Source organism: Paraburkholderia sp. D15 (assembly GCF_029910215.1).
Lineage (GTDB): Bacteria > Pseudomonadota > Gammaproteobacteria > Burkholderiales > Burkholderiaceae > Paraburkholderia.
The window spans coordinates 3,534,601-3,559,636 of record NZ_CP110395.1 but is presented as its reverse complement, the minus strand read 5'-3'; the positions used below and the strand labels follow the sequence as shown (position 1 = coordinate 3,559,636).

Genomic DNA, 25,036 nt, shown 5'->3' with positions numbered 1-25,036 from the left:
ACAGCGTGCGCCGTGTGTGGCGCGAATCCGTGACGAAGCCAGCGGCGTCCCTAGGGGAGCGGCGAGCGGCGACGTCGAAGTTCGGATTGGATGCGGTTCATGCGCGAAAGAATACGACAAGGAAAGCGCCGGTGTAAACCATGAATTTGCACAGGATGGGTATTTTTCATCGCCGCGCGCATTCATGCGTAGTGACGATTATGAGATCGGCGGCTGACTAAAATGTGACGGCGGCGGTTGGGGGGAGGCGCTTGTGATGACGCAAGGACGGCGAATTCACGAGGCTATGTCGCCGCGAACGCCGCCAGAAATGCGAAAGGGCGCTCGACTGAGCGCCCTTTCTGGATCAGGAAGCCGGGGGTTCGCCCATCCGAAGATAGCTGCCAACACTGATCCCGACTTATCGCTGGCGATTCTAAAACCCATGGAGGTTGTCGTCAATGGAGTGCCTGACAGACGCGGAAATTTCCGCCGTGACCAAACTGTTTTCCGACGAGCGACTTGCGACGTTTCGAGAGATGTCCGCCACGCCACGCGACGCCATTGCGCTGCATCAGCAGATGCTGCGACTCGCCGGGACCTTGATGAGCGTGACGGCGGTCATCGAAATCGCGCTTCGCAATGCGATCTGCGATCGGCTCAGCGAACATTTCGGTGGGGAAGGCTGGCTACGCTGCCCACCGGCGCCGTTTGTCTGGAAAGACGAGGAGCGCGGCAAGATCGAAGCGGCGGTACGCGGAGCGCAACGCGCGGCCTACATCAAATTGGATGCGGCCGACAAGCGCGCCCTCGATGAGGTGGCGTTCCGTCGAGGTGTGCCGCCGGACCTCGAGCATGAATTGCGGATCGGTGCGCGGCAAAGGTCGATTGTCGTTCGCGGCGGTCAGGTAATCACGCAACTCACGCTGTATTTCTGGAAGCGGCTCTTTTCGCGGGAGTACGAGCAGACGCTCTGGAAACCCGCGCTGAAGCGCATCTTTCCGAGCAAGGCCATCGACAGGTCGACGGTCGCCGTTCAACTGGAGCAGATTCCATCAGACGCGCAACCGCGTTGCACACCATGAGCCGGTGTATGGTCCCCGGCTATTCGACACGCTGACGGCGGTCGATTTTCTCGCTTCGAATCTGGGTACCGTGGATAGCGACGGGTGCAGCGCCCTGCACAAAATATTGCATCCTGATTGCGCCGCGCTCGAGAGTCAGGCTCACGCGTTGTACTTCGACGCCGTCGCCGCCGATGAAGCCGCCGCCACCTGTGCAAAGCGCGGCCGTCTTGCCAGCCGCGCTTCGGGAAACAGCCATGGCGATCGGCGGCGCACACACGCCGGCGCCGCCGATGTCGCTCATCTCAAACCGCGTTTGCCAGATCGGCAGCGCTCGTGAACGAGTCCGCGTAGAACTCGTCTTCCGGCAGCGCGTGGTGCTGGGTGAAATCGCGCTGCGCCGATTCGACCATCACCGGCGCACCGCATGCGTACACCTGATATGCGGACAGATCCGGCAAATCCTCGATCACCGCGCGATGCACGAAGCCGACGCGGCCCGTCCATGCGTCGCTCGCATCCGGCTCCGACAGCACCGGCACGAACTTGAAGTTCGGAATCTCGCGCGCCCACTGTTCCGCGAGGTCGAGCAGATAGAGATCCTTCTTGCGGCGCGCGCCCCAGTACAACGTCATCGGCCGGTCGAGGTTCTTGAACACCGCATGCTCGATGATCGCCTTCAGCGGCGCGAAGCCCGTGCCCGACGCGAGCAGCACGATCGGCTTGTCGGAATCCTCGCGCAGGAAGAAGGTGCCGAGCGGCGCTTCGAAGCGCAGGATGTCGCGCTCTTTCAGCGTATTGAACACGTGATCGGTGAACGCGCCGCCGGGCATATGGCGGATGTGCAGTTCGATCGGCCCCTCGACGTGCGGTGCGCTCGCCATCGAATAGCTGCGGCGCTTGCCGTCCTTCAGGATGAATTCGAGGTACTGGCCGGCCAGATACTGCAGACGTTCGTTGGCGGGCAGTTGCAGTTTCAGCACGACGACGTCGTCGGCCTTGCGCTCGATCGCATTGACGCGGCACGGCAGCTTCTTCACCTGCACGTCGCCGACGCCGGCCACCTCGCGAATGTCGACTTCGAGATCGGAGCACGCGGTCGCGCAGCAGAAGAGCGCCATGCCGCGCGTCTTCTCGTCGTTCGACAATGCCGACGACGAATGCGCGCGTTGTTCGATCTGACCGCTGACGACGGCGCCCTTGCACGAACCGCACGCGCCGTTCTTGCAGCCGTACGGCAGGCCGATGCCCTGGCGCAGCGCGGCGCTCAGCACCGGTTCGTCCTGTTCTACCTGAAACTGCCGGCCGCTTTGCCGGAGCGTGACGTTAAATGCCATAAATTGTGGGAAATCGAAGAGTCAGTAATCTTTATCGGACCCGCCTCGCGCATGCCGGTACGGCACGACGCGGCGTCTGGTGCGGCTGGCGGCTACAATGCGTCCACCATGAAAACGACACGACACTTTCGCCGGCCGCGCGTGCTGATCGTCGGTTGCGGCGATGTCGGCATGCGCTGCGTGCCGCTGCTGCAACCGCGCGCACACGTCTTCGCGCTGACCAGCCACCCCGAGCGCCGCGCGGACCTGCGCGCCGCCGGCGTCACGCCGTTGATCGGCGATCTGGACCGGCGTCGTAGTCTGAAACGGCTCGCGGGACTGGCGCCGACCGTGCTGCATCTCGCGCCACCGCAAAAGACCGGCGACGACGATCTGCGCACCCGTGCATTGCTCGCCGCCCTGAGCGCGGGCCGTACGCGCGCTCGCGCATTGCGCGCCGCCATGGCGCCCATGACGCTGCCGTCTGGCCGCCTGCGCCGCGAACGCACCGCGCTGACCGACGACGCCTTGTGGGCCGGATCCGGAACAGCCGATATTGTACCCGACCGGGTGCGCCGTTCCGCCGCTTCGCGCGCGCCGCTGCGCCTCGTCTACGCGAGCACGACGGGCGTCTACGGCGATTGCGGCGGCGCGTGGATCGACGAGACGCGTACCGTCAACGCGGCAAATGCGCGTGCCAAACGTCGCGTGTCGGCGGAGCGGCAGTTGCGCCGGGCGACCGCGCGCGGCGGGGTGCGTGCCAGCATCGCGCGGATTCCCGGCATTTACGCGGCCAATCGTCTGCCGCTCGCGCGGCTCGACAAGGGCACGCCGGCGCTGATCGACGCCGACGACGTCTACACCAATCACATCCACGCCGACGACCTCGCGGCGATCCTGGTGCGCCTCGCCACGCATGGACGGCCGGCGCGCGTGGTCCATGCGTCCGACGATTCGTCGCTGAAAATGGGTGAGTACTTCGATGCGGTGGCCGACGCCTTCGGCCGTGCCCGCGCGCCGCGCATCACGCGCGCGCAGGCGGAGCAGCAGATCGAGCCGACCATGCTGTCGTTCATGCGCGAATCGCGGCGGCTCGGGAACCGGCGGCTGAAGACGGAATTGCGCATGCGGTTGCGCTATCCGAGCGTGGCGGATTTTCTGCGCGAGGCCGCGCCGAAGAAGGGGTGAGACAGCCGGCCAGATAGCCGGCCGCGTAGCGCCACCGTGCCGTCAGCAGAACCTGCAGAACCTGCACAACGCGTCTAAGTCAGCGCCGGCAGCGCCTCCAGCAGGAGGAAACACAGCATCGCGCCGATCAATGCCCCGATCAGATTCGGATGATAGCTATGTCGCAGTCGCATCGTGACCAGCAGCGCGCCGATCAGAACCAGGCCGACGCACAGAAAAACAATCATCACGGTCGAAACGCGGAAAGTGTCGTGGATGATCATGGCGCCCCTCCTTGAACCCTTTGTAGTCATTGTTTAAACGAGTATAGGGCGACGTGTAAGGAAGAGCATGCTGCGCCGCAGCGCGCGAACCCCGTCCGGCAACGCTTGCGTGCGGCCGCGCACAGCGGTTTTCCAGCCGGATCAACATCTTGAACGAGCACTAGCGGTTTACCCGCTCCGTAAACATCCGAGGTCGGCGGCGTCGAGCCATTGCCATGCGCCGGGCGCGAGCGTCGCGGGCAGCGCGAGTCCGCCGATCCGCTCGCGATGCAACGCCTCGCAGCGATTGCCCGCCGCGGCGATCATCCGCTTGACCTGGTGATACTTGCCTTCCATCACGGTGAGCGCGAGCGCATGTTCGCCGCGCGCCGTCGCATCGACGGCGGCGATGGGTTTCGGTTCGCCATGCAGCAGCACGCCGTCGCGCAATCGGGTCAACTGCGCGTCGTCGAGCGGATGACGCGTGGTGGCGACGTACAGCTTCGGCACCTTGCGTTTCGGCGACGTGAACAGGTGCACGAACTTGCCGTCGTCGGAGAGCAGCAGCAGGCCGGTGGTGTCCTGATCGAGCCGCCCCACGCATTGCACGCCACGCTCGGCGAACTGCGGCGGCAACAGACTGAAGACGCTCGGATGATGCTGCGGATCGCGCGAACATTCGTAGCCGGCCGGCTTGTTCAGCAACAGATACGCGTGCTCGCGATACGGCCAGACGACGCCGTCCACGCTGAACGTGAAGGCATCGCCGGTAATGGGGAAATCGGTGTCGGGATCGGTACGCACGGCGCCGTCCACGCTCACGCGCGCGTCGCCGATCAGCGCGCGGCACTGGCGCCGCGAGCCGAAGCCCTGGGTGAAGAGAATGCTTTCGAGATTCATGGCGAGCGAAGAATAACACCGCAAGAAGCGGAGCGCGCCGCGACCCGCGCCGGAACACGATGAACGCTTCATTGATCAGCACGGGAGTGCGCCGATGTCCGCTTCATCTTCTTCGTCTTCCTCTCCGGTCCGTTTGCCGTCCGCGTTCCAGCGGCTCGCGTGGTCGAACCTCGTCGCGCAGTCGGCCGAGCAGATCAGTCTCGCCGCCGCGCCGCTCGTCGCGGTGTTCGCGCTCGGCGCCGACGCGCGCGGCACGGGTCTGCTGCAGACCGCGCAGACGTTGCCGTTTCTGCTGCTGTCGATTCCGCTCGGCGTGTGGGCCGATCGCCGGTCGCGCCGCCTGTTGATGACGCTCGCCGAAGCCTTGCGCGTGATCGCGATGCTGGGCGTGCTGTTCCTGCTGTCGATGCACGCGCTGAGCTTGCCGTTGCTCGCCGCGCTCGGCTTCGTGGCCGCGACCGGGACGGTGGCCTACAACGTCGCCGCGCCGTCGCTGGTGCCCGCGCTGGTGCCGCGCACTGCGTTCGCCGTGGCGAACGGCCGGCTCGAACTCGCGCGCAGCGTCGCGTATTCGGCGGGGCCGGCGCTCGGCGGTTTGCTGGTCGGATGGATCGGCGCGGGATGGGCGTACGGCTGCGCGGCCGGACTATCGGCGCTGGCCGTCGCGTTGCTGGCCGGACTGCGCGAGCCGCCGCGCGCGGCCGCGCCGCAGCGCCACTTTCTTCTGGAACTCCGCGACGGCACGCGCTTCGTGATGCGCGACGCGCTGCTGCGGCCGATGCTCGCGACCGCCGTGTTCTTCAATCTCGGCTTCTTCATCCTGCAAGCGGTGTATGTGCCTTACGCGGTGCATCGGCTGGGGCTGAGCGCGTCGGCGGTGGGCGTGACGCTTGGCGCGTACGGCGTCGGCATGGTGTGCGGCGCGCTGGCCGCACCGGCGATCGCGCGGCGGCTCGCATTCGGGCGCGTGCTGGTGATCGGCCCATGCTGCGGGCTGCTGGCGTCGCTCGTGATGGTGGCGACGCTCGTCACGCCGTCGTTCTGGCTGGCGATGCTGAGCTTTTTCCTCGTCGGCGCCGGGCCGATTCTGTGGGTGGTCGGCTCGACCACGCTGCGCCAGGCGATCACGCCCGAGCGGATGATGGGCCGCGTGTCGGCGCTCACCAGCACCGCTACCTACGGCGCGCGTCCGCTGGGTGCGTTGCTCGGCGCGGCGATCAGCGCGCGCTGGGGCATGGGCGCGTGTCTCGTCGCGGCAGCGGCGGCGTTTTGCGTGCAGGCGTGGATTATCTTCATGTCGCCGGCGGCGCGCCTCGCGCATATTCCGGAGGCCAGCGGGGCGGTGGGCTGAACGCGGCGTTGTCGAGGGCGCGCGCGTTGCGATCCAAAACTGAAACTGGATGCCGGCGAGGTGAAAACAGGTGAGCGAACGCTGCGAATCCTGCCGCGCCTCGTCCGCGTGAATATACTTTCACTCATTCCTGGATCGAACGGTCGCACCGTGCACGTCGAAGCTCGCCTCGTCGCGAGCCTTGAATCCGGACGCAAAACCGGCGCCGTCCGATCCATCTTCACCACGCCCATTTCAGGTCAAACGATGAACGCCAACGCAGTCATAGCCATTCACGGCGGCGCCGGAACGATCCTGCGCGCGTCGATGTCGACCCGCGCCGAAGCCGAGTATCACGCGGCGCTGCATGCCGTGCTGAGCGCCGGTCAGCGCGTGCTCGCCGAAGGCGGCAGCGCGCTCGACGCGGTCAGCGAAGCCGTGCGTCTGCTCGAGGATTGTCCGCTCTTCAACGCAGGGCACGGCGCGGTGTACACGTCGGCCGGCACGCACGAACTCGACGCGGCGATCATGGACGGCCGCACGCTCGAAGCCGGTGCGGTGTGCAGCGTGAAGCGCGTGCGCAATCCGGTGCTGGCGGCGCGCAAGGTGCTCGAATGCAGCGAGCACGTGCTGTTCGCGGGCGAGGGCGCGGACGCGTTCGCCGCCGCGCAGGGGCTCGAAACGGTGGAGCCGGACTACTTCCATACCGATGCGCGTTACGGACAATGGCTGCTCGCGCGCGGCCAGCAACGCGCGATGCTCGATCACGACGGCGCATCGCTCAGCGCGAACGCCGCGCGAAACGAAGACGACCCGGCGCCGCACGAGCCGCTCGATCCGAACCGCAAGTTCGGCACCGTCGGCGCCGTCGCGCTCGACCTGCAAGGCCACGTGGCCGCGGCCACGTCGACCGGCGGCATCACCAACAAGCAGGTGGGCCGGGTCGGCGACACGCCGTTGATCGGCGCGGGCTGCTATGCCGACGACGCGACCTGCGCGGTATCGAGCACCGGCTCCGGCGAAATGTTCATCCGCATGGTGGCCGCTTACGACGTCGCCGCGCAGATGGCGTACCGCAACGTGTCGTTGCAGGATGCGGCGGACGACGTGGTGATGAACCGCCTGCCGAGGATCGACGGACGCGGCGGTCTGATCGCCGTCGACGCGCGCGGCAACGTCGCGCTGCCGTTCAATACCGAAGGCATGTACCGCGGTTTCGCGCGGCTCGGCGAAGCGCCGGAGACGGCGATCTACCGCTAGCCGCGCGGGCGGCGGATCGATCCGACGGACTGTCTGCACACGCAGAACGCACGTTTCACGAGGAAGGGTTACTCTCTGCGATCCAGGAGGTACCGACTTTCTCACTGAGCGGAGCGCAGCATGAGCAAGCAGACTATCGCGGATTATCTGGCCAGAACGTTGGCGGCGGCCGACGTCGAACGGATCTGGGGTGTCACGGGCGACAGCCTGAACGGCCTGTCGGACAGCCTGCAAAGGCTCGGTTCGATTCGCTGGATGCACACACGTCATGAAGAGGTCGCCGCCTTCGCCGCCGGCGCCGATGCCGCTGAGACCGGCAAGCTCGCCGTCTGCGCGGGCAGCTGCGGTCCCGGCAATCTGCATCTGATCAACGGTCTGTACGACTGTCACCGCAATCATCAACCGGTGCTGGCGATTGCCGCGCACATTCCGTCGTCGGAAATCGGGCTGGGGTACTTTCAGGAAACCCATCCGCAGGAACTGTTCAAGGAGTGCAGCCACTACGCCGAACTCGTGACGAATCCGTCGCAGTTTCCGCGCGTGCTGGCGCGCGCGATGCGCACCGCGATCGAGGAACGCGGCGTCGCGGTGATCGTGCTGCCGGGCGACGTCGCGCTCGGCGACGCACCCGACGAAACGCCGGCGTGGGCCGGCACGCTGGAGCGTTCGACCGTGGTGCCGTCCGGGGCCGATCTCGACCGCCTCGCCGATCTGCTGAATCAGGCCGGCGCCGTCACGCTTCTATGCGGCAGCGGCTGCGCGGGGGCGCACGACGAAGTGGTCGCGTTCGCCGACCAGCTCGCCGCGCCGATCGTGCATGCGCTGCGCGGCAAGCAGTACGTGGAATGGGACAACCCGTTCGACGTCGGCATGACCGGGCTGATCGGCTTCAGCTCCGGCTACCACGCGATGATGTCGTGCGACACGCTCGTGATGCTCGGCACCGATTTCCCGTATCGCAACTTCTATCCGTCGCACGGCAACATCGTGCAGATCGACCGGCGGGGCTCGGCGCTCGGCAAACGCGCGCCGCTGAAGCTTGGACTGGTGGGCGACGTGAAGGCGACGTTGCAGGCCCTGCAGCCGCGGCTCAAACGCCAGGCCGACCGGCGTTTCCTCGACAACGCGCGCAAGCACTACGCGGATACGCGCAAGGGGCTCGACGATCTCGCGCGGCCATCCGCGCCGGGGCGCGCGATTCATCCGCAATATCTCGCGAGCATCGTCGACATGGTCGCGAACGAAGATGCCGTACTGAGCGCCGATGTCGGCACGCCGACGCTGTGGGCCGCGCGCTATCTGACGATGAACGGCAAGCGCAGCCTGCACGGTTCGTTCAACCACGGTTCGATGGCGAACGCGATGCCGCAGGCGCTCGGCGCGCAGGCGGCGCATCCCGGACGTCAGGTGATCTCGCTATCGGGCGATGGCGGGTTGTCGATGCTGCTCGGCGATCTGCTCACCGCGCGCCAACTCGATCTGCCGATCAAGGTGGTGGTGTTCAACAACAGCGTGCTCGGCTTCGTCGCGATGGAGATGAAGGCAGGCGGCTATCTCGAAGCCGGCACCGATCTCGCGACCACCGACTTCGCGGCGATCGCGCGCGGCGCGGGCATCTACGGCGTGCGGATCGAACTGTCGGAGAACATCGAGCCGGCGTTGCGCGAAGCGTTCGCGCATCCCGGGCCGGCGGTGATCGACGTGGTGACCGCGAAGCACGAACTCGCGATGCCGCCGAAGATTCAATGGGCACAGGCGAAGGGTTTCAGCCTGTATATGTTGAAGGCGGTGCTGAACGGGCGCGGCGATGAAGTGGTCGAGCTGGCCAACACGAATCTGCGGTAACGGCTGGCGGATCGTGCTTGAGCGGATCGTGGTTTGGCGAGGTGCGCTGTAGCGAGGCGCGCCGCTATCGTTACTGCTGTCTGCTCAACTCGCGCGCCGCGCGATCGATCGCGTCCGCGATCGCGCCGGCGTGCGACACCGGCGCGAGATGGCTCGACGCCACGGGCACGATCTTCGCGCCCATCCGGTCGGCCATAAATTTTTCGACGTCGGGCGAGACTGCACGGTCCTTCGTCGTCAGCACGTACCACGATGGTTTTTCCCGCCACGCGACCTGACTCACCGTTTCGCCGAAAGCCTTCGCGGCGATCGGCACCTGCGCGGTGGCGAGCACGCGAGTGAGATTTTCGGGGACGTCGGCGGCGAACTCCGCGCGGTATTTGCTGCGGTCGAGCCACAGGAAGCCGTTCGCGTCCGGCATGATCGCCTGGGCCGCGGGCATCGGCGCGGCGCGCTTCATCAGATCCTGGGTCGACTCGTGCAGGTCCGGCGCGATCGCCGCGACGTACACGAGGCCCGCCACGTTCGGCGCGTTCGCGCCCGCTTCGGTAATCACGACGCCGCCCCACGAGTGGCCGACCAGCATTGTCGGTCCGTTCTGACGCGCGAGCACGCGGCGGGTCGCGGCCACGTCATCGGCAAGGGACGTCAGTGGGTTTTGCACCGAACTCACGTGATAACCCTTCTGCTGCAGCTTCGCGATCACGCCGTTCCAGCTCGAGCCATCGACGAACGCGCCGTGCACCAGCACGACGTTGCGCACGGGGCCGGTCATGGGCGCGGCGTTGGCGGCGGCTTGCGTGGGGGCTGCGGGTTGGGGCGCTTGCGCGGGTTGTGCCGGCTGAGCGGGTTGCGCGATCGGCGGCGGGGCGGGGGCGTCGGACGGGGTGCCTTGGGCGCCGGGCCCATCGGCGGGTTCGGCGGATGGCGTCGTCATGGGCGTGTCGGCGGGCGCCGGTGTCTGGGCGAAGGCCGCGCCGGCATCGATCAGGCAGAGACCCGTGCAGTACAGAGACACGGCAGCAGCGCAAAACAGGCGTTTGGGCGACATGAGCAATCTCCGGAGGCGGCGACCTCGACTACGCGACCATACCGAAGCGCCACGCCAGTGACAATGCTTATCCGCGCCGTTAAGTGCGGCGCAGAACCAAACGCGGGTTGCTCCCGATATTTAGGCAATATCGGCCACGCTAAAATTTCGGGTTCGGCCGGGCCGGATCATAAGTCCGTACCGGTGAATGAAATCCATACACTGGGGCGCAACGTTGAATAGTGCACAGCAGCAAGACGGCCTGAAGCGTGGGCTCAAGAATCGCCATATCCAGTTGATCGCGCTTGGCGGCGCGATCGGCACCGGCCTGTTTCTCGGCTCCGCGAGCGTGTTGCAGGCAGCCGGCCCGTCGATGATTCTCGGCTACGCGATCGGCGGCATCATCGCGTTCATGATCATGCGCCAGCTCGGCGAAATGGTCGCGCAGGAACCGGTGGCGGGTTCGTTCAGCCACTTCGCGTACAAGTACTGGGGTGATTTTCCCGGCTTTCTGTCGGGCTGGAATTACTGGGTGCTGTACGTGCTCGTGAGCATGGCTGAGCTGACCGCGGTCGGCACTTACGTGCATTACTGGTGGCCGGGCGTGCCGGCCTGGGTGTCGGCGCTGGTGTGCTTCGTCGGCATCAATGCGATCAATCTCGCCAACGTGAAGGCGTATGGCGAAACCGAATTCTGGTTCGCGATCGTCAAGGTGGTCGCGGTGATCGGGATGATCTTGTTCGGCGGCTATCTGCTGTTCAGCGGACATGGCGGCCCGCAGGCATCGCTAAGCAATCTGTGGAGTCACGGCGGGTTTTTCCCGCACGGGTTTCACGGCCTCTTCATGATGCTCGCGGTCATCATGTTCTCGTTCGGCGGGCTGGAGTTGATCGGTATCACGGCCGCCGAAGCGGATGAGCCGCGCAAGAGTATTCCGAAGGCGGTGAATCAGGTGATCTACCGGATCCTGATTTTCTACATCTGCTCGCTGACGGTGCTGCTGTCGCTGTATCCGTGGAACGAGGTCGCGGCCGGCGGCAGTCCGTTCGTGATGATCTTCTCGCAGATCGGCTCGACGCTGACTGCGAACGTGCTCAACGTCGTGGTGCTGACGGCGGCGCTGTCGGTGTACAACAGCGGCGTCTACGCGAACAGCCGCATGCTTTACGGCCTCGCGGAGCAGGGCAACGCGCCGCGTGCGTTGATGAAGGTGGATCGTCGCGGCGTGCCGTATATGGCGATCGGATTGTCGGCGCTCGCGACGTTCACCTGCGTGATCATCAACTATCTGATTCCCGCCGAGGCGCTCGGATTGCTGATGGCGCTGGTGGTTGCGGCGCTGGTGCTGAACTGGGCGCTGATCAGCCTGACGCATCTGAAATCGCGCAAGGCGATGGTGGCGGCGGGCGAGACGCTGGTGTTCAAGTCGTTCTGGTTCCCGGTCAGCAACTGGATCTGTCTCGCGTTCATGGCGCTGGTTCTCGTGATTCTCGCGATGACGCCGGGGTTGTCGGTGTCGGTGTGGCTCGTGCCGATGTGGCTGATGGTGATGTGGATCGGGTATGTGTTCAAACGCCGGCGCGCAGCGGTACGGGGTGGGGCGCGGGTGGCGGGGCGGTGACGCTGGCGGTTTCGGTTCGACGCGGTTGATTGGTCGCGTCGATGGTTGAGGAAGGCCTCGTGAAGCGTGATGCGCTTGCGGGGTTTTTCTTTTTTTTTGTTGTTGTTTTTCTTCTTCTTCTTCGAAAAGTCAGCATTCGGAAGAGGGGGCGGTCGGGTGGATTGACTGCGGGTTTAGTTCTTCAGGATGGAAGGTCTGACCTTGCGGACTAGCGATGTTCCGATCGACGCGATGAGTAGCGCGATTGCAAAACTGACGAGCAGCATCGCGGCGATGAGGATCTGACCATCGCCCGTGATGCCGATAGCATTGCACACTCGGAATAGTGGCTCGAAGGTAGCCCAGCCGGCGCCGCTGATGAACCAGTTTTCGAGCGCGCTGATATGGGCGAGCGCGATGTAGACCGGCAATGTCAGGACTAGCGCAGAGGTCAGGCGAAGGAGGGATGGTTTCATCGGACAGTCAGATTCTCGACCATGTTGTGAGGATTATGAAACGACAAGCGTCTGATATTTATTGACCGACTTCCTTTTGTTTGCATCCAGGCTTCGACTCGCGACTTATCCTCCCGCTCGTAGCGAACTTTGATCCATTCAGTATGCTGTTCGCCAATGACGATAACTTTATCACCCTTGACTAGATAACCGTGTCTGACGCTCCCTACCGACGGCCGCTCATAGAGCCATGCGTGATTGCGTCGGACCGTCCGTACCCTCAGATCGCTCAAATCAAGCATTGACGATGACTGTGCTTTATTCCGCGGCAGATCGACAGTCCGGTTTGTTGTCTTCTCTTCGCCGAGCGCGTTCTCGATTTGCGCATAGTAGGTTGCGTTCTCTGCGCTCGGCGGGTCGCACGCTTTGACATTGCTGAGCCCCAATGCAACACGCAGGAAGGGTTTGATGTCTGCGCTTCCTGAGTGAATGTACCGACTCCACACGGCCTTCGCCGTTGGCATTTCCAAAGTACTCATCGACTGCATGTCAGGGCGGCCCGAATCCAATTGACTGCGCCAGACATCGTTCTTGCTATCCCACGCTCCGCCGCAGACGGCACCCGAATAGTCGCGTGAAACGCATCCATTCTCGGTATCCAATATCGGACAGAACTCACGACTTGCTGTCGCGGACTTACCCGCTTCGTCTTGAGTCATACCATTGCGTGTTAAATCGAGAGCGAGGTAATTTCCACTGGGTGACAGTGCGCGGTCGCCGACCATGGAAAAAATCACTCCGCCGTTATTGCCCAGCATTTCATCTTCGAGAAGGGGTAACTGGCTGCCGTCGGGGCGGACGAACGTCAAGCGCATCCAACCAGGTCCAAATTTTCGGATCAGTATCGGCGGCACGGGCATCGAAAAAACCAACTGCGCACGATTGCGAAAGTTCGTGACCGATTGTTGATCGGAGCCCATTGTTTCTTGAGAAATGAATAGTGCGGAGATCAAGAAGCCGAATCTTGCTGTTTTGTGCATGCGTAGCTGCATATTCGTTGATTGTCTCGCGACGTTTATTTCATCTCGAAGCGATAAGGGTCTATTTGGTTGCTCTCCTTTAGCGACGAAAAGATATCAAGAGTCATCGAGGCGGGTTACTGAGTTTGAGATTGCTCCAGATACTGTCGGAGTGTCTTTGCTCTTTCGCCAGTCAACTGACCAATACATTGGGAACGATTAACGACTTGCCACTGATCCGCACCACCGTTCGAACTTGTTCTGAAGTCGCATTCCGCATCTCTGAAGACCACCCACGCACGTTCGGCGGTGACGATCTGGCTTCTGGAGAAATTCTCGTTTTCAGGTTTGTCTTCTAAGTTGCTGAGAAGCGCTTTGTATGTATCGTTCAACTCTTTGTCCGCTGAGATGCGTGCATTCTCTGCGCATAGTAAATTTCCTTGAGCGCTTACGAGATCAATCCCGCCGGGCGGATTGTTGCAATCCGCGGCAAAAGAGCTGGTGGAGATGCAAGACAGGGCGATAGCGAGACAACGGGTCAGGGTCATGCCCTGCATTGTAGCTATGGGTAGTCGTACCGGGTGTACAAGTAGCTGCTCAAGGCGACGCTTCGAGAAGAAGCCTGGTTTTGTCGTTCGATCAGTCCTGTCTCGCTGGCCTGTGACAAATCTGATCCTGTCTTACAAATTCATTTCGCCGGGCGTTGAGCAGCTTCTAGCTCAAGCGGAATTAACGTTTCGTCGATCGAATATCCCCCTGAATATTCATGCCGCATTGCCAAGGAGTTATTTTTCAGCTTCTTACACTTGTCCATTTGCGTTCACACAATCGTCATACGTAAAATCGCGCGATTAGCCGGAACAAAGAGAGATGTGGGATGGGCACACGGGATGCGATCGGGGCAATAACAGGCGGACTTGCGCAGCAAGACCGTCTTCTGAAACTGGATACACCGGCGGGCAAAAATGTCCTGCTGCCGCATCGCGTCACTGGCCGCTCGCGCATTGGCCGTGATTATCTTTTTATGCTCGACTGTGTATCCACGTCGGGCGATGTTCAGCTCAAGACGCTGATCGCCCAGACCGTCACGCTCTGGATGCAGCAGACAGACGGCGCGTATCTGCCGCATCACGGCTACGTGCACATGGCGCGCCGGCTGGGCAGCGAAGGCAGTCTGACCACCTACCAGTTAACGTTTTCATCGTGGATGCATTTCCTGAGATTCCGCCGCGACCAGCGCCACTGGCAGGACAAAAGCGTCGACGAAATCGTCTCGGACGTATTTAACCAGCATCCGCAGGCGCGCGGCATGTTTCGCTTTGCGTTGTCGAAGCCGTTACCCTCGCGCTCTTACTGCCGACAGGACGAAACCGACTGGAACTTCGTGCATCGCCTGCTGGAGGATGAGGGACTGTACGGCGTCTGGCAGCAGGCGAGCGATGGCAACTCGCACACGCTGATCATCACCGACCGCCTTGAGACTCTCGAGCCGCTCTCGCCGGAGACGGTCGGCTTTAGTCGCGCGGGGGTGAACAACGAGGCCGACGCGCTAACGCAATGGTCGGGTACGCGGACGTTGCAATCCGTGCTGTTGTCCACGCGCACGTTTGACTACAAGAACCCGTCAACCCCATTCAACCCGAAAGGCACGTCGATTCCAACGCTGGGCAATCAAGGTGCGTTGCCCAATCAGGCGGAGGTCTATGAGTACACCGGCGGCTATACGTACCCGTTGCAGGATCGCGGCGACGATCTTTCGAAAATCCGCATGGAAGAATGGGAGTCGCAGGCGAAGCGCTTTCATGGTGAAGGTGGTTTGCGGGCAATCGACGCGGGGCGGCGTTTCGTCGTCGAAGGGCATCCCGCGCATGATCAGGATGCCGGCAATCAGCGCGAGTTTGCGGTCATTGAGGTTGAGTGGATCATTGAAAACAACCTCCCGCTTTCCGGTCATGAAGCAGATTACCCGCACAGTCTGAACAATCGACTCGCACAGGCTCGCGCCGACGATCCCGGCAAGCAGCTAAGCGTTGCACACGTAGACGGCTCAACGGGGTTCTACCGGGTTAGCGTCGAAGCGCAGCGCACGACAGTGCCTTACCGCAGTCCTTTCGAACACCACAAGCCCGAAGCCAAGCTGGAATCGGCCATTGTCGCCGGTCCAAAAGGGCAGGAGGCGTACACCGACGCGTTGAACCGTATCAAGGTGCTGTTCGTATGGGACCGGATAAACGAGGGCGACGAGCGCGCATCGTGCTGGGTGCGCGTAGCGCAGTCCGACACGGGAGATGGCTACGGCGGCGTGCACATGCCACGCGCGGGCGAAGAATTGCTGATCGGATATATCGGCAACGACATCGACCGGCCGATTGCGTTGCATCGCGTCTATAACGGTGCGGCAAAACCACAATGGCATTCGAACGGGTTGCTGTCGGGCTTCCGCTCCAAAGAATTCTCCGGCGACGGCTTCAATCAGATGCTGATGGACGACGCGACCGGGCAGAATCGCGTCCATTTATACAGTTCCAGCACGAATGCCCAACTGCATCTTGGTTATCTGATCAACCATACCGGCAACACGCGTGGCAACTTCCTCGGCAGCGGCTTCGATCTGAGTTCTGAAGCGTATGGAGCGCTGCGCGCGGGGCGCGGATTGTACGTGTCGACACACCCCGTCGTCAGCGAACCGCTCGATGCACAGGCTGCGGGCAACCAGCTTGCCGGTGCAACAGGTGTGCTCGACGCTGCGTCGCAGGCGAGCGAGGCGTCGCAGGCGGAAAGTCTGAAGGACGGGCACGACGCCCTCAAGACATTTGCCGATTCGACGCAGCACAGCGAAGCGGGTGCGACCGGTGGTGGAGGCAACACAGCGGGCGGAGGAACGGGCAACGCGAGCGCCTTCACCCAGCCGGTGATGCTGTTTGCCGCGCCGGCGGGTATCGCGCTGTCGACACAGAAGTCTGCGCACCTTGCGGCGGACCAGCACATCAATCTGGTGAGCGGCCAAAGTACACATATCGCGACGGGTAAGTCGCTTGTCGCAAGCGTCACCAGCAAGTTGAGCCTGTTCGTGCAGAACGCCGGGATGAAGTTGTTCGCGGCGAAGGGGAAGATTCAGATACAGGCTCACGCGGACAATGTGGAACTCACCGCGCAGAAATCGTTGTTGTTGTCCTCCGTGACGGAGAAAGTACAGGCGGCTGCGCAGCAGGAAATCCTGCTGACTTCCGGAGGCGCGTATATCCGCGTCAAGGACGGCAACATCGAAATTCACGCGCCGGGCAAGATCGACTTCAAGGGCGCGAATTTCCCGTTCAGCGGACCGACGCGAATGGACGTGACCAACCCGGCATTCAAGGATATGCCGACACGACGACTCACCCTTAACACCATGGCTTCGCCGTCCGCGACGAACGTCGCGCCTGCCGGCATGCCGTACAAACTCTACGCCGACGGTGCGTTGATAAAGCAGGGGGTGTTCGACAGAACTGGACAATTACCCATCGACCATCAGGTCACGACGCAGAAGTACATGCTTGAACTGGCGAACGGCGTGAAGCATGAGATTCCTGTTCCTGGCGACTATCGGGATGCGGCGAACGGGATGCTGGCTAATCAAGGGTTCCAGTTTCACGCGAGCAGCAGCGCGGCCGATATCACATCCCCGGGTGACCGTGCGCTGCATCGCCAGCGATATAACGATCTGCTTAATCCGGATTCTGGAGCCGATGCATGACAACAAGCCCGCCCATCGTGACCCCGGCCGCATTGAACTGGACATCGGGTGCGTACGCGTGCATGCCGTGGTTCGTGGATATTACGGACGAGGGGACTCCCTGCGAGTTTCATCCTTTGCCATGCTCGTATAAACCTCTTGTGAACGGCGCGGAGGCATTCGGCGCCGTATATGACGCGATTGCCGCCGCGCGGCATTCCATCGATATCATCTGCTGGGGTTTTCAGCCGTCGATGTATTTCAAGCGCGGCAGCGATTCGCTCAATACGTTGAGCATCGGCGACCTGCTGATCGAGCGCGGCGAGCACAATGTCAGGATCAGACTGCTGTGCTGGGTCGATACCTTTGCCGGGGCGCAGTTCATTGAAAACCCGACGCCCGGATTCAGCTGGCTGAGAACGTTGAATAGAACGAACGAGAACATTTCTGAAAAGGACTACGACCGCGCGTGGTACTACCGCGCAAGCGCCGGAAGACCTGCTCCGATGCGCGACCAGTTTGCTGCGACGCAGTCGGGGGCGCCGTCGAAGCAGGGGGCGGCGGTCCAGGGATTCAGGAACATCGAGCTGGCCACGCGTGACTTCTCGCTGAAAGATCGGATCGAGATCATGTTTCGCGAGAGCCGTTTCCGTTCCGACAAGGATCTGAACGAAGAGGCAGTCGGTAGTTTCGGCGCGGCGCCTTCGCATCATCAGAAGATGGTGTTGATCGATTACGAGGCGCCGGAGCATGCGGTCGGTTTCGTGATGGGTCACAATACGCTCGACGCCTATTGGGACGACGACGCTCATTCCTACGCCCGCATGAATGCGCGTTTCGGTCGTAACGGGGCGACGCCGAGACAGGATATGTCCGCACGTGTGACGGGACCGATCCTCGAACATCTGAATGTGAATTTCTGCAATGCCTGGAAGCGCAGTACGGGCATCGATCTGATTACGCCGCGTGCGGCCTTGGCATCGAGACTGAGCGTGCGTCCGGACCTCGGCACGCCAGTAATGGCTCAGATTACCCGTACGCAGTCACAGGAGAATCGCAGGGACATCCGGTCGCTGTATCGTCAGACGGCGAATAACGCGGCGAAGTTTATCTACATCGAGAACCAGTATTTCCGCTATCCACCGCTGGTCGACAACATCAAGGCGGCGGTGCAGCACCAGTTGAGTTGGGGGCGTGACACGGGTAAGGACGGGTCCATTTACCTGTTCGTGATTACCAATTCCAACAAGGACGGTCTGGACAAAGGACAGGTGTCGACCCAACGGATGATGACCGCTCTCGGACGTCCCGATGCACTGCCGGCCATTACACGTCTTGAGCGTGGCGAGTCACTGCAACAGCAGCAAAGCGCACTCGAAGCGAAACTGGACGGCATTCAAAGTAACGAACACCTGGTCGATATGTATGGAACGGGAACTCGCGAGCAAATGGCGAAGGTCAACGCAGACTACGAGGCGCAGAAGAAGGACGTTCAACGCAAGCTCGACAGCGTGAACAACCAGATTGCGGGCAATGGGCAATATCAGCCCGTGCCGGTCAACATTCCCGGGCTGAAAGTGTTGATCTGCACATTGGTCGCACCGGACTCGCCCCCGGGTGCATGGATGGATACGTATATTCACGCCAAGGTGATGATTATCGATGATGCGTTCACAACGCACGGCTCGGCCAACATCAACACCCGGAGCATGGAAGTGGATAGCGAGTTGAACATCTGCCACGAAAATGGCGCGGTGACGAAGGCTCTTCGGAAGCGTCTGTGGGGGATTCATACGAAGCCGAGCTTCCTGGAGCTGCAATCGTCGCAAGGAGATTCGAATGCAGCCTATGAGCGGGCAACTGGAGACGATATGAACGAGGCGTACAAAGCATGGAGTGCGCTGATAGAGAAGAATAGGACGCGTCGCAATTCGAAGAGCAAGTCGCCGGTTGTGCCGGTAGTCGGCTTTGTCAGTAATACGACGACGCGCAGCGCGCTGGACTAGTCATGCGTATAACTATCATCGCTTTGTTCGCAACGTGTCTCTTATGTGCCTGTTCGAGGAACGAAAATACCGTGACGTCTGTACCTGACCTTGGTGCTGTACGCGCCAATCTCGCCTTTACATGCATGCATGAGGCCGCCCATCTGCCGCAGATCGATCAGGAATCGGAAAGGCTCTTTCAGTACGCCCGCTATCTTGAGAAAAAAGAGGGGCCGAAAGACTACAACGATATTGCCCGCTACTACCGGATTGCCGCGGCATACGGGAATTTCAAAGCGAATCATAATTTGCAACTGCTTGTTTCGACTGGCATGGCGTCTTCGCCTGATGCTGAGAACGAGAGTGTCGATCTCGCGGAACAGCTGATCAAGGCAGGTGTGCCCAGTGGCTACTACGATGTCGGGCACTACCTGCTGAACGGATATGGACTCAAGCAGGACGCCGATGCGGCTCGAAGCTACATCCGCAAGGCCGCTGATCTCGGCAACGCGGACGCTCAGTATTACGTCGCGAATTTGCTTGACCCAGCAGATGCGGCGCCGGATATCGCGCTTCAAATGTTCCAATGTGCTGCGGATCAGGGGCATGCCGAAGCGGCAAACTATCTCGGAACAAAGCTGCAGGACAACGAGAAGTATGCAGACGCGATGGTGGCATTTCAAAAGTCAGCGGCAGCCGGGAATACGCAAGGCGCATTTGCGTTAGAAATGGGATTCCTGGCGAAATCAAAGAGTGATGTTGTGAGCTATCTGGGCGTAGCACCTGACCCGGAACGGGCAACGCGCTACAAGTTAATCGGCAAGTTTATCGATGGTAATGACGGTCGCAACCCAAGGGTTCCCGACATCGACAAGATCGTACCGTTGCCGCCCGCCAAGCTTCCGCCATGGGACGGCACGTTCGAATGGCAAAAGCAGCAGGATGCCGCAACGCCCCCACAGAAGCCGTCCGAAGAACTCATTGATCGGCTGGCGAAAACAAAGCAACTCGATCCGGCGACGGGCCTGCCGCTATCGGGGCTCTTGAAGAAGACATCGCAGGCGGAAGAACCTGTGAGCGTCGCGTCCCGCGTACCGCTCGGCACCTTCGTCAGCACCGGCGAGATTTGCCCTGAAGATGGTGTCTGGCATGCAAAGCTTCAGGTGGGGCAGATGGGAGATTCGCAGCGTCGTTTCCTCAAGGGCGATACGTTGCCGTCGCTGGTCGTACACGAATCGCGTCAGCTCGCGCTTCTTGATCGCGTGATGGGTGAGCGCCGGCAGACTTCACGGGTCGCGTGGGAACTGGTCGCGTATATCGATCAGGTGTGATGTTTCGACAGGCAGGCAGATTGGTCCAAATAAAAAACAGGAGTTGGGTCGTGCGAATTTTAGTACCGCTGTTTCTCGTTGTTGTTGCATTCACTGGTTGCGCCGATCGAAGTGTCTTGCCTTCACGCCAGGACACTACTTCATCTCAGGAACTGACCAGCTTCAATCATTCGGCGGCGTGGGATGACGTAAGCGCGCAGGAAATGGATCGGACGCTCCTCGCGCAGTTCAAGGGCAGGCCGTTCGTCTGCCGTCAGGCACAAGACCACACGCCGGAAGAGTCCGCCGCGGCAGCGAAGGCTTTTGCTGAGTTTGTCCAGTACACCACGCATGGAAACAGTGTTCCTGACTTCTGGGACAGCGAGGCCGCACGCAAGAAACGTCTTGACCTGATCAGGGCCGCAATCAAGGCGGGCAGTTGGAAGGCCGAGTATGTCGACAGCGTTTGGGCCTTCAGGGTGCGGGGAGACGCTGCGGCACATCAGGATGCGGCACGACGGCTGGAGAAGTTGGCGGCGCAAGGTATTCCCATCGCGGCATACACCTACGCGACCTATCTTGAGCAGGTGCCGCAGGAGCAGGAGCGGGTGATGTCCGAAGCAATCGACCGCGGAAGTCCCGATGCGATGGTCTGGGTGGGTGGCGACATCGTTGTTCGATCGAAACAATTGAGGCCGGCCGGCAAAGCGATGCTGGAATGTGCAATGGCACAGGGAGATGGAGAGGCCTATGACAGCCTTGGCGTACTCGCGGACATGGAAGGACGGAAGGTAGACGCTTATCGCCTTTGGGAAAAGGGGGTAAACAATGGATGTTCCGCGTGCATCGGACACCTGGAAGGATTCGCGAGAATACGCGCCGATTACGATCCCTCCCGAGGGACGACCGATGCAACGCCCGCGTTGAAGCAGATCGGAAATTTCTATTCGGATAACTCTCTGTTCGAATGGACGCGCCTGCCGGATCTTTATAGACCGCTCACCGACGACCTGTCGTTCCACGTCAGCGATGGGGATATCTTGAAGCTGCTGAAGTTGCAGGCGTCCCTGCACGAAGACTGAAGGATGTTTGGCCGGGCGCGGAAGCGCGCTCGCATCGACCACCTCACCCTGTAGGTCGTCACTGATCGGATCGCACTGCCGTCTGAAGGTATCTGCTGCCACTCAAGACGTTGCTGGCGCCACCCTTACGGCTGAACGGGGCGCTGCGAGTTCAGTGTTTCATGATGGAAGATCTGAGCCACAGAACCGGCGTATCGCGGAAGCAGTGGATACGCCGGATTCCAAAGCTGGACTGACTAGAATTTCCGCTTCTTCAACGTATAGGCGAACAGTGCGTATTGCGTGTTGGTCTCTGGATCAAAATAACCGCCCTGAGCGCTGCTCTCATCTAGCGGCTTCCAGGATTGTCCGGAATCGCTGCTAATGATGGTGAGGTCACGCGGTGCGCCTTCGCCCGATGCATCGGTTGCATAAACAAGCAGTACCCCCTGTCTGCCTACGCTGAGCCCGTCCAGCATCAACTTATTGTCAAAGGTATGCAGTTGACGCGCCACTGGTTGGGGGCCGTTCGTCCACGTTGAAATAGCGCCAACGCGATGCCCTTTGTCCGCCGGATCATCCCAGTTACGCGGAGGGCCGAGGCGCGATAGTGCATAAAGTGAATAGCTTCCTGCTGAGTCCGGCGTCGATTGCAGATCGACGACAGTTTGTTGCGGCAACACGACCTCTCGCACGAAATCCTGCTGATCCCACGCGAGTCGATAGATCAGGCTCGATGTCTGAGTTTCATCGAGCTTGTCGACGTAGTAGGCGACGTGCAATACGCCATCGGGACCGAGGTTCACCGCGTCAAACGTCTTGCGAGGTTTGCCTGCATCCGCGAGTGGCGGCACTTTGATTTCGTGCCATGACTGGCCGCCGTCAGCCGTCCGCCATATATGCGGCCCCCATCCGATCGCGTAACCCCGTTGCGGATCGAGAAACAGAAGTTGGCCGATGTTGCGGTCTTCTGGCCAGGTCAATTGGGTCCAGTTTTGGCCGCCGTCAGTTGACCGCCAGAGCTTGGTAATTTGCGGAGTTAGACCATTCGATGGGACAGGCGATTTGTAGTCCATCCATCCGATGCTGACATAGACGGTGTGCCAGTCCTTCGAATACCACCAGGCAGCGTCCTGGCCGCGCTGCTGGAAGGTCCGTGTCAATCCGCCATTCAACGTTCCCTTCAGGAAAGCCACCGTGCGTCGATTTAGGCGCTCGGAAGAGTCGTCCATCCACGCTTCAGTGAGTTCCGCCACTTCAGGATTCTTAAGTTGGCTTGCCGGTTTGAACTTGAGTTCCGGTCCTGCAGTCTTCAAACTGATGACGTCGTTACCGCGAACGCGGAATGCTCCGCCGCCGTAGGGCTTGTCACTTTTCGCAAAAGATGTCGTGACTGTTTCCCAACCTGTCGTCAAGCTTTGGCATTCATAGATTAATGCTGCCAGCAAGGCGAAACCGCCTGCCAGCATTTTCCAGCGCTTTGACTTCTGCATATTAATTTTCCAACAGCTGCCCGAGAGCTTTCCCAACGGGATCGTCCATATTTTCTACCGGCGTATCCAGCTTAAGCAGGCGATCCTGTTGTGACAGGCCAGCCCTGATTGCCCTCAATATGCTCTGGGTATCCATGCTGCCTTTGACTTAATCTCAAACCCGAATCGCGCGATTCTACAGAGCTTTGATCAAGACGAAGTCGTTGGCCAACATAAAATGCCAAACGAATAAAAGCCAAGGTGTTTATATGTGTTGTTAATCAAGTGCGTGTGCATCTTTGGCTCGTTGGGCAATAGCTTTTTCTGAATATGGCCGCAGACATGGACGCCAACGACGTAAATGTCGCGAATTGCAAAGCGAGAGGCAATTGTGCTGCCGCTGTATGCGCAAAGTCATCGCTTGTGAGATCAAAGCATTGACAACAAGCAAGTGAAAAATCAGGGAAATTTTTGCGAAAGAGAGGGTGTTTCGCGATATTCGAAAGTAGCGGCGAACGCGCTGACTTGATGAATCTGTTTGGTGCCCAGGGCCGGAATCGAACCGGCACGCCTTGCGGCGGGGGATTTTGAGTCCCCTGCGTCTACCAATTTCACCACCTGGGCAGATCTTGCGGCTCACGCGCTGGAACATGGCGCGCGGCGAAGACGCAGATTATGGCCGAAAATTCGGCGACGGGCAAGCCGGCCGCCTTCATCGGCTGCAATGCCGTCAAACGGTCCGCGAAAACCGCTCGAGTGTCTGCTGACCGAGATACCGGTCGAACACCATCGCGATATTGCGCACCAGCATCCGGCCGGCCATCCGGACTTCGAGCTTGCCGGCATCGAGCGCGACGAGACCGTCTGCCTCGAATTCGCGCAGGCGCTCCAGCTCGGCCTCGAATGTCTGCGCGAAGCGGATGCCGTACGTCGCTTCGAATTCGTCGAAACGCAGTTCCAGATTGCACATCAACTGCGTGATGACGTCGCGGCGCAGCCGGTCGTCGGCGGTGAGACGCACGCCGCGCGAGATCGCGAGACGGCCGGCATCGATCGCCGCCCCGTAGCCCGTCAAATCCTTGACGTTCTGCGCGTAGACGTCGCCGACCTTGCCGATCGACGACGCGCCGAAGCCGATCAGATCGCACTCCGCGCGCGTGCTGTAGCCCTGAAAATTGCGATGCAACGTGCGTTGCGTCTGCGCACGCGCGAGCTCATCGGTGGGCAGCGCGAAATGATCCATGCCGATGTACACGTAGCCCGCGCCCGTCAGTCGCTCGACCACCCGCCGCAGAATCGCGAGCCGCGTGGCGGGCGAGGGCAGCGTCGCCGGGTCCATCTGCCGTTGCATCTTGAAGAGCTGCGGCATGTGCGCGTACGCGAACACCGAGAGACGATCGGGCGCGAGTTCGAGCATCGTGTCGAGCGTGCGGCTGAAGCTGTCGACGGTTTGATGCGGCAGCCCATAGATCAGATCGACGCCGATCGAGTGATAGCCGGTCTCGCGCGCGGCCTGCATCACCGACGCGGTCATCTCGCGCGGCTGAATGCGGTTGATCGCTTGCTGCACGAGCGGATCGAAATCCTGCACGCCCAGGCTCAAACGATTGAAGCCGAGCTTGCGCAGATGCGCGATCGTCTCGGGCGATGCCTCGCGCGGATCGACTTCGATCGAATACTCACCGTCGCCCTCGGCCTCGGTCCGCAGCGTGAAGTGCTCGCGCGCCGCGGCGATCAGCTCGGACATCTCATCGTGCGACAGGAAGGTCGGCGTGCCGCCGCCCAGATGCAATTGCGACACCGGACGCCGCGTGTCGAAGCATGCCGCCTGCAGCGCCATTTCGCGCTTCAGTTGTTCGAGATAGGGCCGCGCGTGCGCGCGGTTTTTCGTCGCGATCTTGTTGCAGCCGCAGTAGAAGCACACGGTGTCGCAAAACGGAATGTGGAAGTACAGCGACAGGTCGGTCGCGGACGCGCTCGGGTCGGCGGCGGCGCGCAGATAGTCGGCGGGATCGAACGTATCGCGGAACTGCAGCGCGGTCGGATAGGACGTATAGCGTGGACCGTTCGCGCTGTATTTGGCGAGCAGGTCAGGGCGGAACAGCGTCTCGGCGATGGTCATGGGGGGCTCGGGTTCGTGGACCGCGCGACGCGAGATGCCGGGGCAGGCATCGTCTGGTGGATCGATGTCGAACGCGACAGGTGGCTCGCGGCGTGGCCTTGTTGATCGACCCAGTCTAAGTGCGTGACCCGACGCAGTATTGC

Annotated in this window: 20 protein-coding genes and 1 tRNA gene; 10 read left to right on the top strand and 11 right to left on the bottom strand. The window is 61.3% G+C overall.

What is annotated here, in order from left to right; all coding sequences use genetic code 11:
- The first annotated feature begins 584 nt into the window (after window positions 1-584).
- Window positions 585-1,064: a hypothetical protein gene (locus LFL96_RS15400; RefSeq protein WP_280996063.1), complete on the top strand. Its 480-nt coding sequence runs from the start codon at window positions 585-587 to the stop codon at window positions 1,062-1,064.
- 19 nt (window positions 1,065-1,083) lie between these two features.
- Here LFL96_RS15400 and LFL96_RS15395 read toward each other — a convergent pair whose 3' ends face one another.
- Both LFL96_RS15395 and LFL96_RS15390 read right to left on the bottom strand, forming a co-directional pair.
- On the bottom strand, window positions 1,084-1,347 hold the full coding sequence (locus LFL96_RS15395) for a hypothetical protein (RefSeq protein WP_280996062.1): 264 nt from the start codon (window positions 1,345-1,347) through the stop codon (window positions 1,084-1,086).
- 1 nt (window position 1,348) lies between these two features.
- Window positions 1,349-2,380, bottom strand: a complete 1,032-nt coding sequence (locus tag LFL96_RS15390; protein ID WP_280996061.1) for a CDP-6-deoxy-delta-3,4-glucoseen reductase — start codon at window positions 2,378-2,380, stop codon at window positions 1,349-1,351.
- A gap of 108 nt (window positions 2,381-2,488) precedes the next feature.
- Between LFL96_RS15390 and LFL96_RS15385 the strand changes: the two genes are divergently transcribed.
- Entirely contained in the window at window positions 2,489-3,547 is a 1,059-nt protein-coding gene (locus LFL96_RS15385; RefSeq protein ID WP_280996060.1) for an NAD-dependent epimerase/dehydratase family protein, read from the top strand.
- A gap of 74 nt (window positions 3,548-3,621) precedes the next feature.
- Here the strand turns inward: LFL96_RS15385 and LFL96_RS15380 are convergent, their stop codons facing one another.
- A complete protein-coding gene (locus tag LFL96_RS15380) occupies window positions 3,622-3,810 on the bottom strand; it encodes a hypothetical protein (RefSeq protein ID WP_280996059.1) in 189 nt (62 codons plus the stop codon).
- 168 nt (window positions 3,811-3,978) lie between these two features.
- On the bottom strand, window positions 3,979-4,689 hold the full coding sequence (locus tag LFL96_RS15375) for a 16S rRNA pseudouridine(516) synthase (protein ID WP_280996058.1): 711 nt from the start codon (window positions 4,687-4,689) through the stop codon (window positions 3,979-3,981).
- 94 nt (window positions 4,690-4,783) lie between these two features.
- Between LFL96_RS15375 and LFL96_RS15370 the strand changes: the two genes are divergently transcribed.
- The 3 genes from LFL96_RS15370 to poxB all read left to right on the top strand — a co-directional run bounded on the left by LFL96_RS15370 (window position 4,784) and on the right by poxB (window position 9,124).
- Entirely contained in the window at window positions 4,784-6,040 is a 1,257-nt protein-coding gene (locus tag LFL96_RS15370; protein WP_280996057.1) for an MFS transporter, read from the top strand.
- A gap of 246 nt (window positions 6,041-6,286) precedes the next feature.
- A complete protein-coding gene (locus LFL96_RS15365; RefSeq protein WP_280996056.1) occupies window positions 6,287-7,279 on the top strand; it encodes an isoaspartyl peptidase/L-asparaginase in 993 nt (330 codons plus the stop codon).
- 120 nt (window positions 7,280-7,399) lie between these two features.
- Window positions 7,400-9,124 carry a ubiquinone-dependent pyruvate dehydrogenase gene (poxB, locus tag LFL96_RS15360; protein ID WP_280996055.1) on the top strand — a complete coding sequence of 575 codons (1,725 nt, stop codon included), beginning with the start codon at window positions 7,400-7,402 and terminating at the stop codon, window positions 9,122-9,124.
- 70 nt (window positions 9,125-9,194) lie between these two features.
- Here poxB and LFL96_RS15355 read toward each other — a convergent pair whose 3' ends face one another.
- Window positions 9,195-10,175 carry an alpha/beta hydrolase gene (locus LFL96_RS15355; protein WP_280996054.1) on the bottom strand — a complete coding sequence of 327 codons (981 nt, stop codon included), beginning with the start codon at window positions 10,173-10,175 and terminating at the stop codon, window positions 9,195-9,197.
- A 214-nt stretch (window positions 10,176-10,389) separates the two neighbouring features.
- Here LFL96_RS15355 and LFL96_RS15350 point away from each other — a divergent pair, with 214 nt between their 5' ends.
- Window positions 10,390-11,775 carry an amino acid permease gene (locus LFL96_RS15350; protein ID WP_281000775.1) on the top strand — a complete coding sequence of 462 codons (1,386 nt, stop codon included), beginning with the start codon at window positions 10,390-10,392 and terminating at the stop codon, window positions 11,773-11,775.
- 173 nt (window positions 11,776-11,948) lie between these two features.
- Here the strand turns inward: LFL96_RS15350 and LFL96_RS15345 are convergent, their stop codons facing one another.
- The 3 genes from LFL96_RS15345 to LFL96_RS15335 form a co-directional block, all read right to left on the bottom strand.
- Window positions 11,949-12,230: a hypothetical protein gene (locus LFL96_RS15345; RefSeq protein WP_280996053.1), complete on the bottom strand. Its 282-nt coding sequence runs from the start codon at window positions 12,228-12,230 to the stop codon at window positions 11,949-11,951.
- Entirely contained in the window at window positions 12,227-13,249 is a 1,023-nt protein-coding gene (locus LFL96_RS15340) for an SH3 domain-containing protein (RefSeq protein WP_280996052.1), read from the bottom strand. Before LFL96_RS15340 ends, LFL96_RS15345 begins: the two co-directional genes overlap by 4 nt.
- A 116-nt stretch (window positions 13,250-13,365) precedes the next feature.
- Window positions 13,366-13,776 (bottom strand): lysozyme inhibitor LprI family protein, encoded by a 411-nt coding sequence (locus LFL96_RS15335; RefSeq protein ID WP_280996051.1) that lies wholly within the window; start codon window positions 13,774-13,776, stop codon window positions 13,366-13,368.
- 329 nt (window positions 13,777-14,105) lie between these two features.
- Between LFL96_RS15335 and LFL96_RS15330 the strand changes: the two genes are divergently transcribed.
- The 4 genes from LFL96_RS15330 to LFL96_RS15315 are packed head-to-tail and all read left to right on the top strand — an operon-like array spanning window position 14,106 to window position 21,320.
- Window positions 14,106-16,964 (top strand): type VI secretion system Vgr family protein, encoded by a 2,859-nt coding sequence (locus LFL96_RS15330; RefSeq protein WP_280996050.1) that lies wholly within the window; start codon window positions 14,106-14,108, stop codon window positions 16,962-16,964.
- Window positions 16,961-18,949 (top strand): phosphatidylserine/phosphatidylglycerophosphate/cardiolipin synthase family protein, encoded by a 1,989-nt coding sequence (locus tag LFL96_RS15325; protein WP_280996049.1) that lies wholly within the window; start codon window positions 16,961-16,963, stop codon window positions 18,947-18,949. Before LFL96_RS15330 ends, LFL96_RS15325 begins: the two co-directional genes overlap by 4 nt.
- Window positions 18,950-18,951: 2 nt before the next feature.
- Entirely contained in the window at window positions 18,952-20,259 is a 1,308-nt protein-coding gene (locus LFL96_RS15320; protein WP_280996048.1) for a sel1 repeat family protein, read from the top strand.
- Window positions 20,260-20,309: 50 nt separating this feature from the next.
- On the top strand, window positions 20,310-21,320 hold the full coding sequence (locus tag LFL96_RS15315) for a hypothetical protein (RefSeq protein ID WP_280996047.1): 1,011 nt from the start codon (window positions 20,310-20,312) through the stop codon (window positions 21,318-21,320).
- Between the two features lie 236 nt (window positions 21,321-21,556).
- On the opposite strand, the gene LFL96_RS15310 is transcribed toward LFL96_RS15315, so the two are convergent.
- The 3 genes from LFL96_RS15310 to hemN form a co-directional block, all read right to left on the bottom strand.
- Entirely contained in the window at window positions 21,557-22,714 is a 1,158-nt protein-coding gene (locus LFL96_RS15310) for a glycosyl hydrolase (RefSeq protein WP_281000773.1), read from the bottom strand.
- Between the two features lie 596 nt (window positions 22,715-23,310).
- Window positions 23,311-23,395 (bottom strand) — tRNA-Leu (locus LFL96_RS15305).
- A gap of 106 nt (window positions 23,396-23,501) precedes the next feature.
- Entirely contained in the window at window positions 23,502-24,893 is a 1,392-nt protein-coding gene (gene hemN / locus LFL96_RS15300; protein ID WP_280996046.1) for an oxygen-independent coproporphyrinogen III oxidase, read from the bottom strand.
- Window positions 24,894-25,036 lie beyond the last annotated feature (143 nt).

Coding starts and splice junctions, on each gene's coding strand:
- LFL96_RS15325 (WP_280996049.1), top strand. CDS start 16,961: ATGACAACAAGCCCGCCCATCGTGACCCCGGCCGCATTGAACTGGACA.
- LFL96_RS15355 (WP_280996054.1), bottom strand. CDS start 10,175: ATGTCGCCCAAACGCCTGTTTTGCGCTGCTGCCGTGTCTCTGTACTGC.
- LFL96_RS15365 (WP_280996056.1), top strand. CDS start 6,287: ATGAACGCCAACGCAGTCATAGCCATTCACGGCGGCGCCGGAACGATC.
- LFL96_RS15335 (WP_280996051.1), bottom strand. CDS start 13,776: ATGACCCTGACCCGTTGTCTCGCTATCGCCCTGTCTTGCATCTCCACC.
- LFL96_RS15340 (WP_280996052.1), bottom strand. CDS start 13,249: ATGCACAAAACAGCAAGATTCGGCTTCTTGATCTCCGCACTATTCATT.
- poxB (WP_280996055.1), top strand. CDS start 7,400: ATGAGCAAGCAGACTATCGCGGATTATCTGGCCAGAACGTTGGCGGCG.
- LFL96_RS15400 (WP_280996063.1), top strand. CDS start 585: ATGAGCGTGACGGCGGTCATCGAAATCGCGCTTCGCAATGCGATCTGC.
- LFL96_RS15370 (WP_280996057.1), top strand. CDS start 4,784: ATGTCCGCTTCATCTTCTTCGTCTTCCTCTCCGGTCCGTTTGCCGTCC.
- LFL96_RS15385 (WP_280996060.1), top strand. CDS start 2,489: ATGAAAACGACACGACACTTTCGCCGGCCGCGCGTGCTGATCGTCGGT.
- LFL96_RS15380 (WP_280996059.1), bottom strand. CDS start 3,810: ATGATCATCCACGACACTTTCCGCGTTTCGACCGTGATGATTGTTTTT.
- LFL96_RS15345 (WP_280996053.1), bottom strand. CDS start 12,230: ATGAAACCATCCCTCCTTCGCCTGACCTCTGCGCTAGTCCTGACATTG.
- hemN (WP_280996046.1), bottom strand. CDS start 24,893: ATGACCATCGCCGAGACGCTGTTCCGCCCTGACCTGCTCGCCAAATAC.
- LFL96_RS15390 (WP_280996061.1), bottom strand. CDS start 2,380: ATGGCATTTAACGTCACGCTCCGGCAAAGCGGCCGGCAGTTTCAGGTA.
- LFL96_RS15375 (WP_280996058.1), bottom strand. CDS start 4,689: ATGAATCTCGAAAGCATTCTCTTCACCCAGGGCTTCGGCTCGCGGCGC.
- LFL96_RS15330 (WP_280996050.1), top strand. CDS start 14,106: ATGGGCACACGGGATGCGATCGGGGCAATAACAGGCGGACTTGCGCAG.
- LFL96_RS15395 (WP_280996062.1), bottom strand. CDS start 1,347: ATGAGCGACATCGGCGGCGCCGGCGTGTGTGCGCCGCCGATCGCCATG.
- LFL96_RS15320 (WP_280996048.1), top strand. CDS start 18,952: ATGCGTATAACTATCATCGCTTTGTTCGCAACGTGTCTCTTATGTGCC.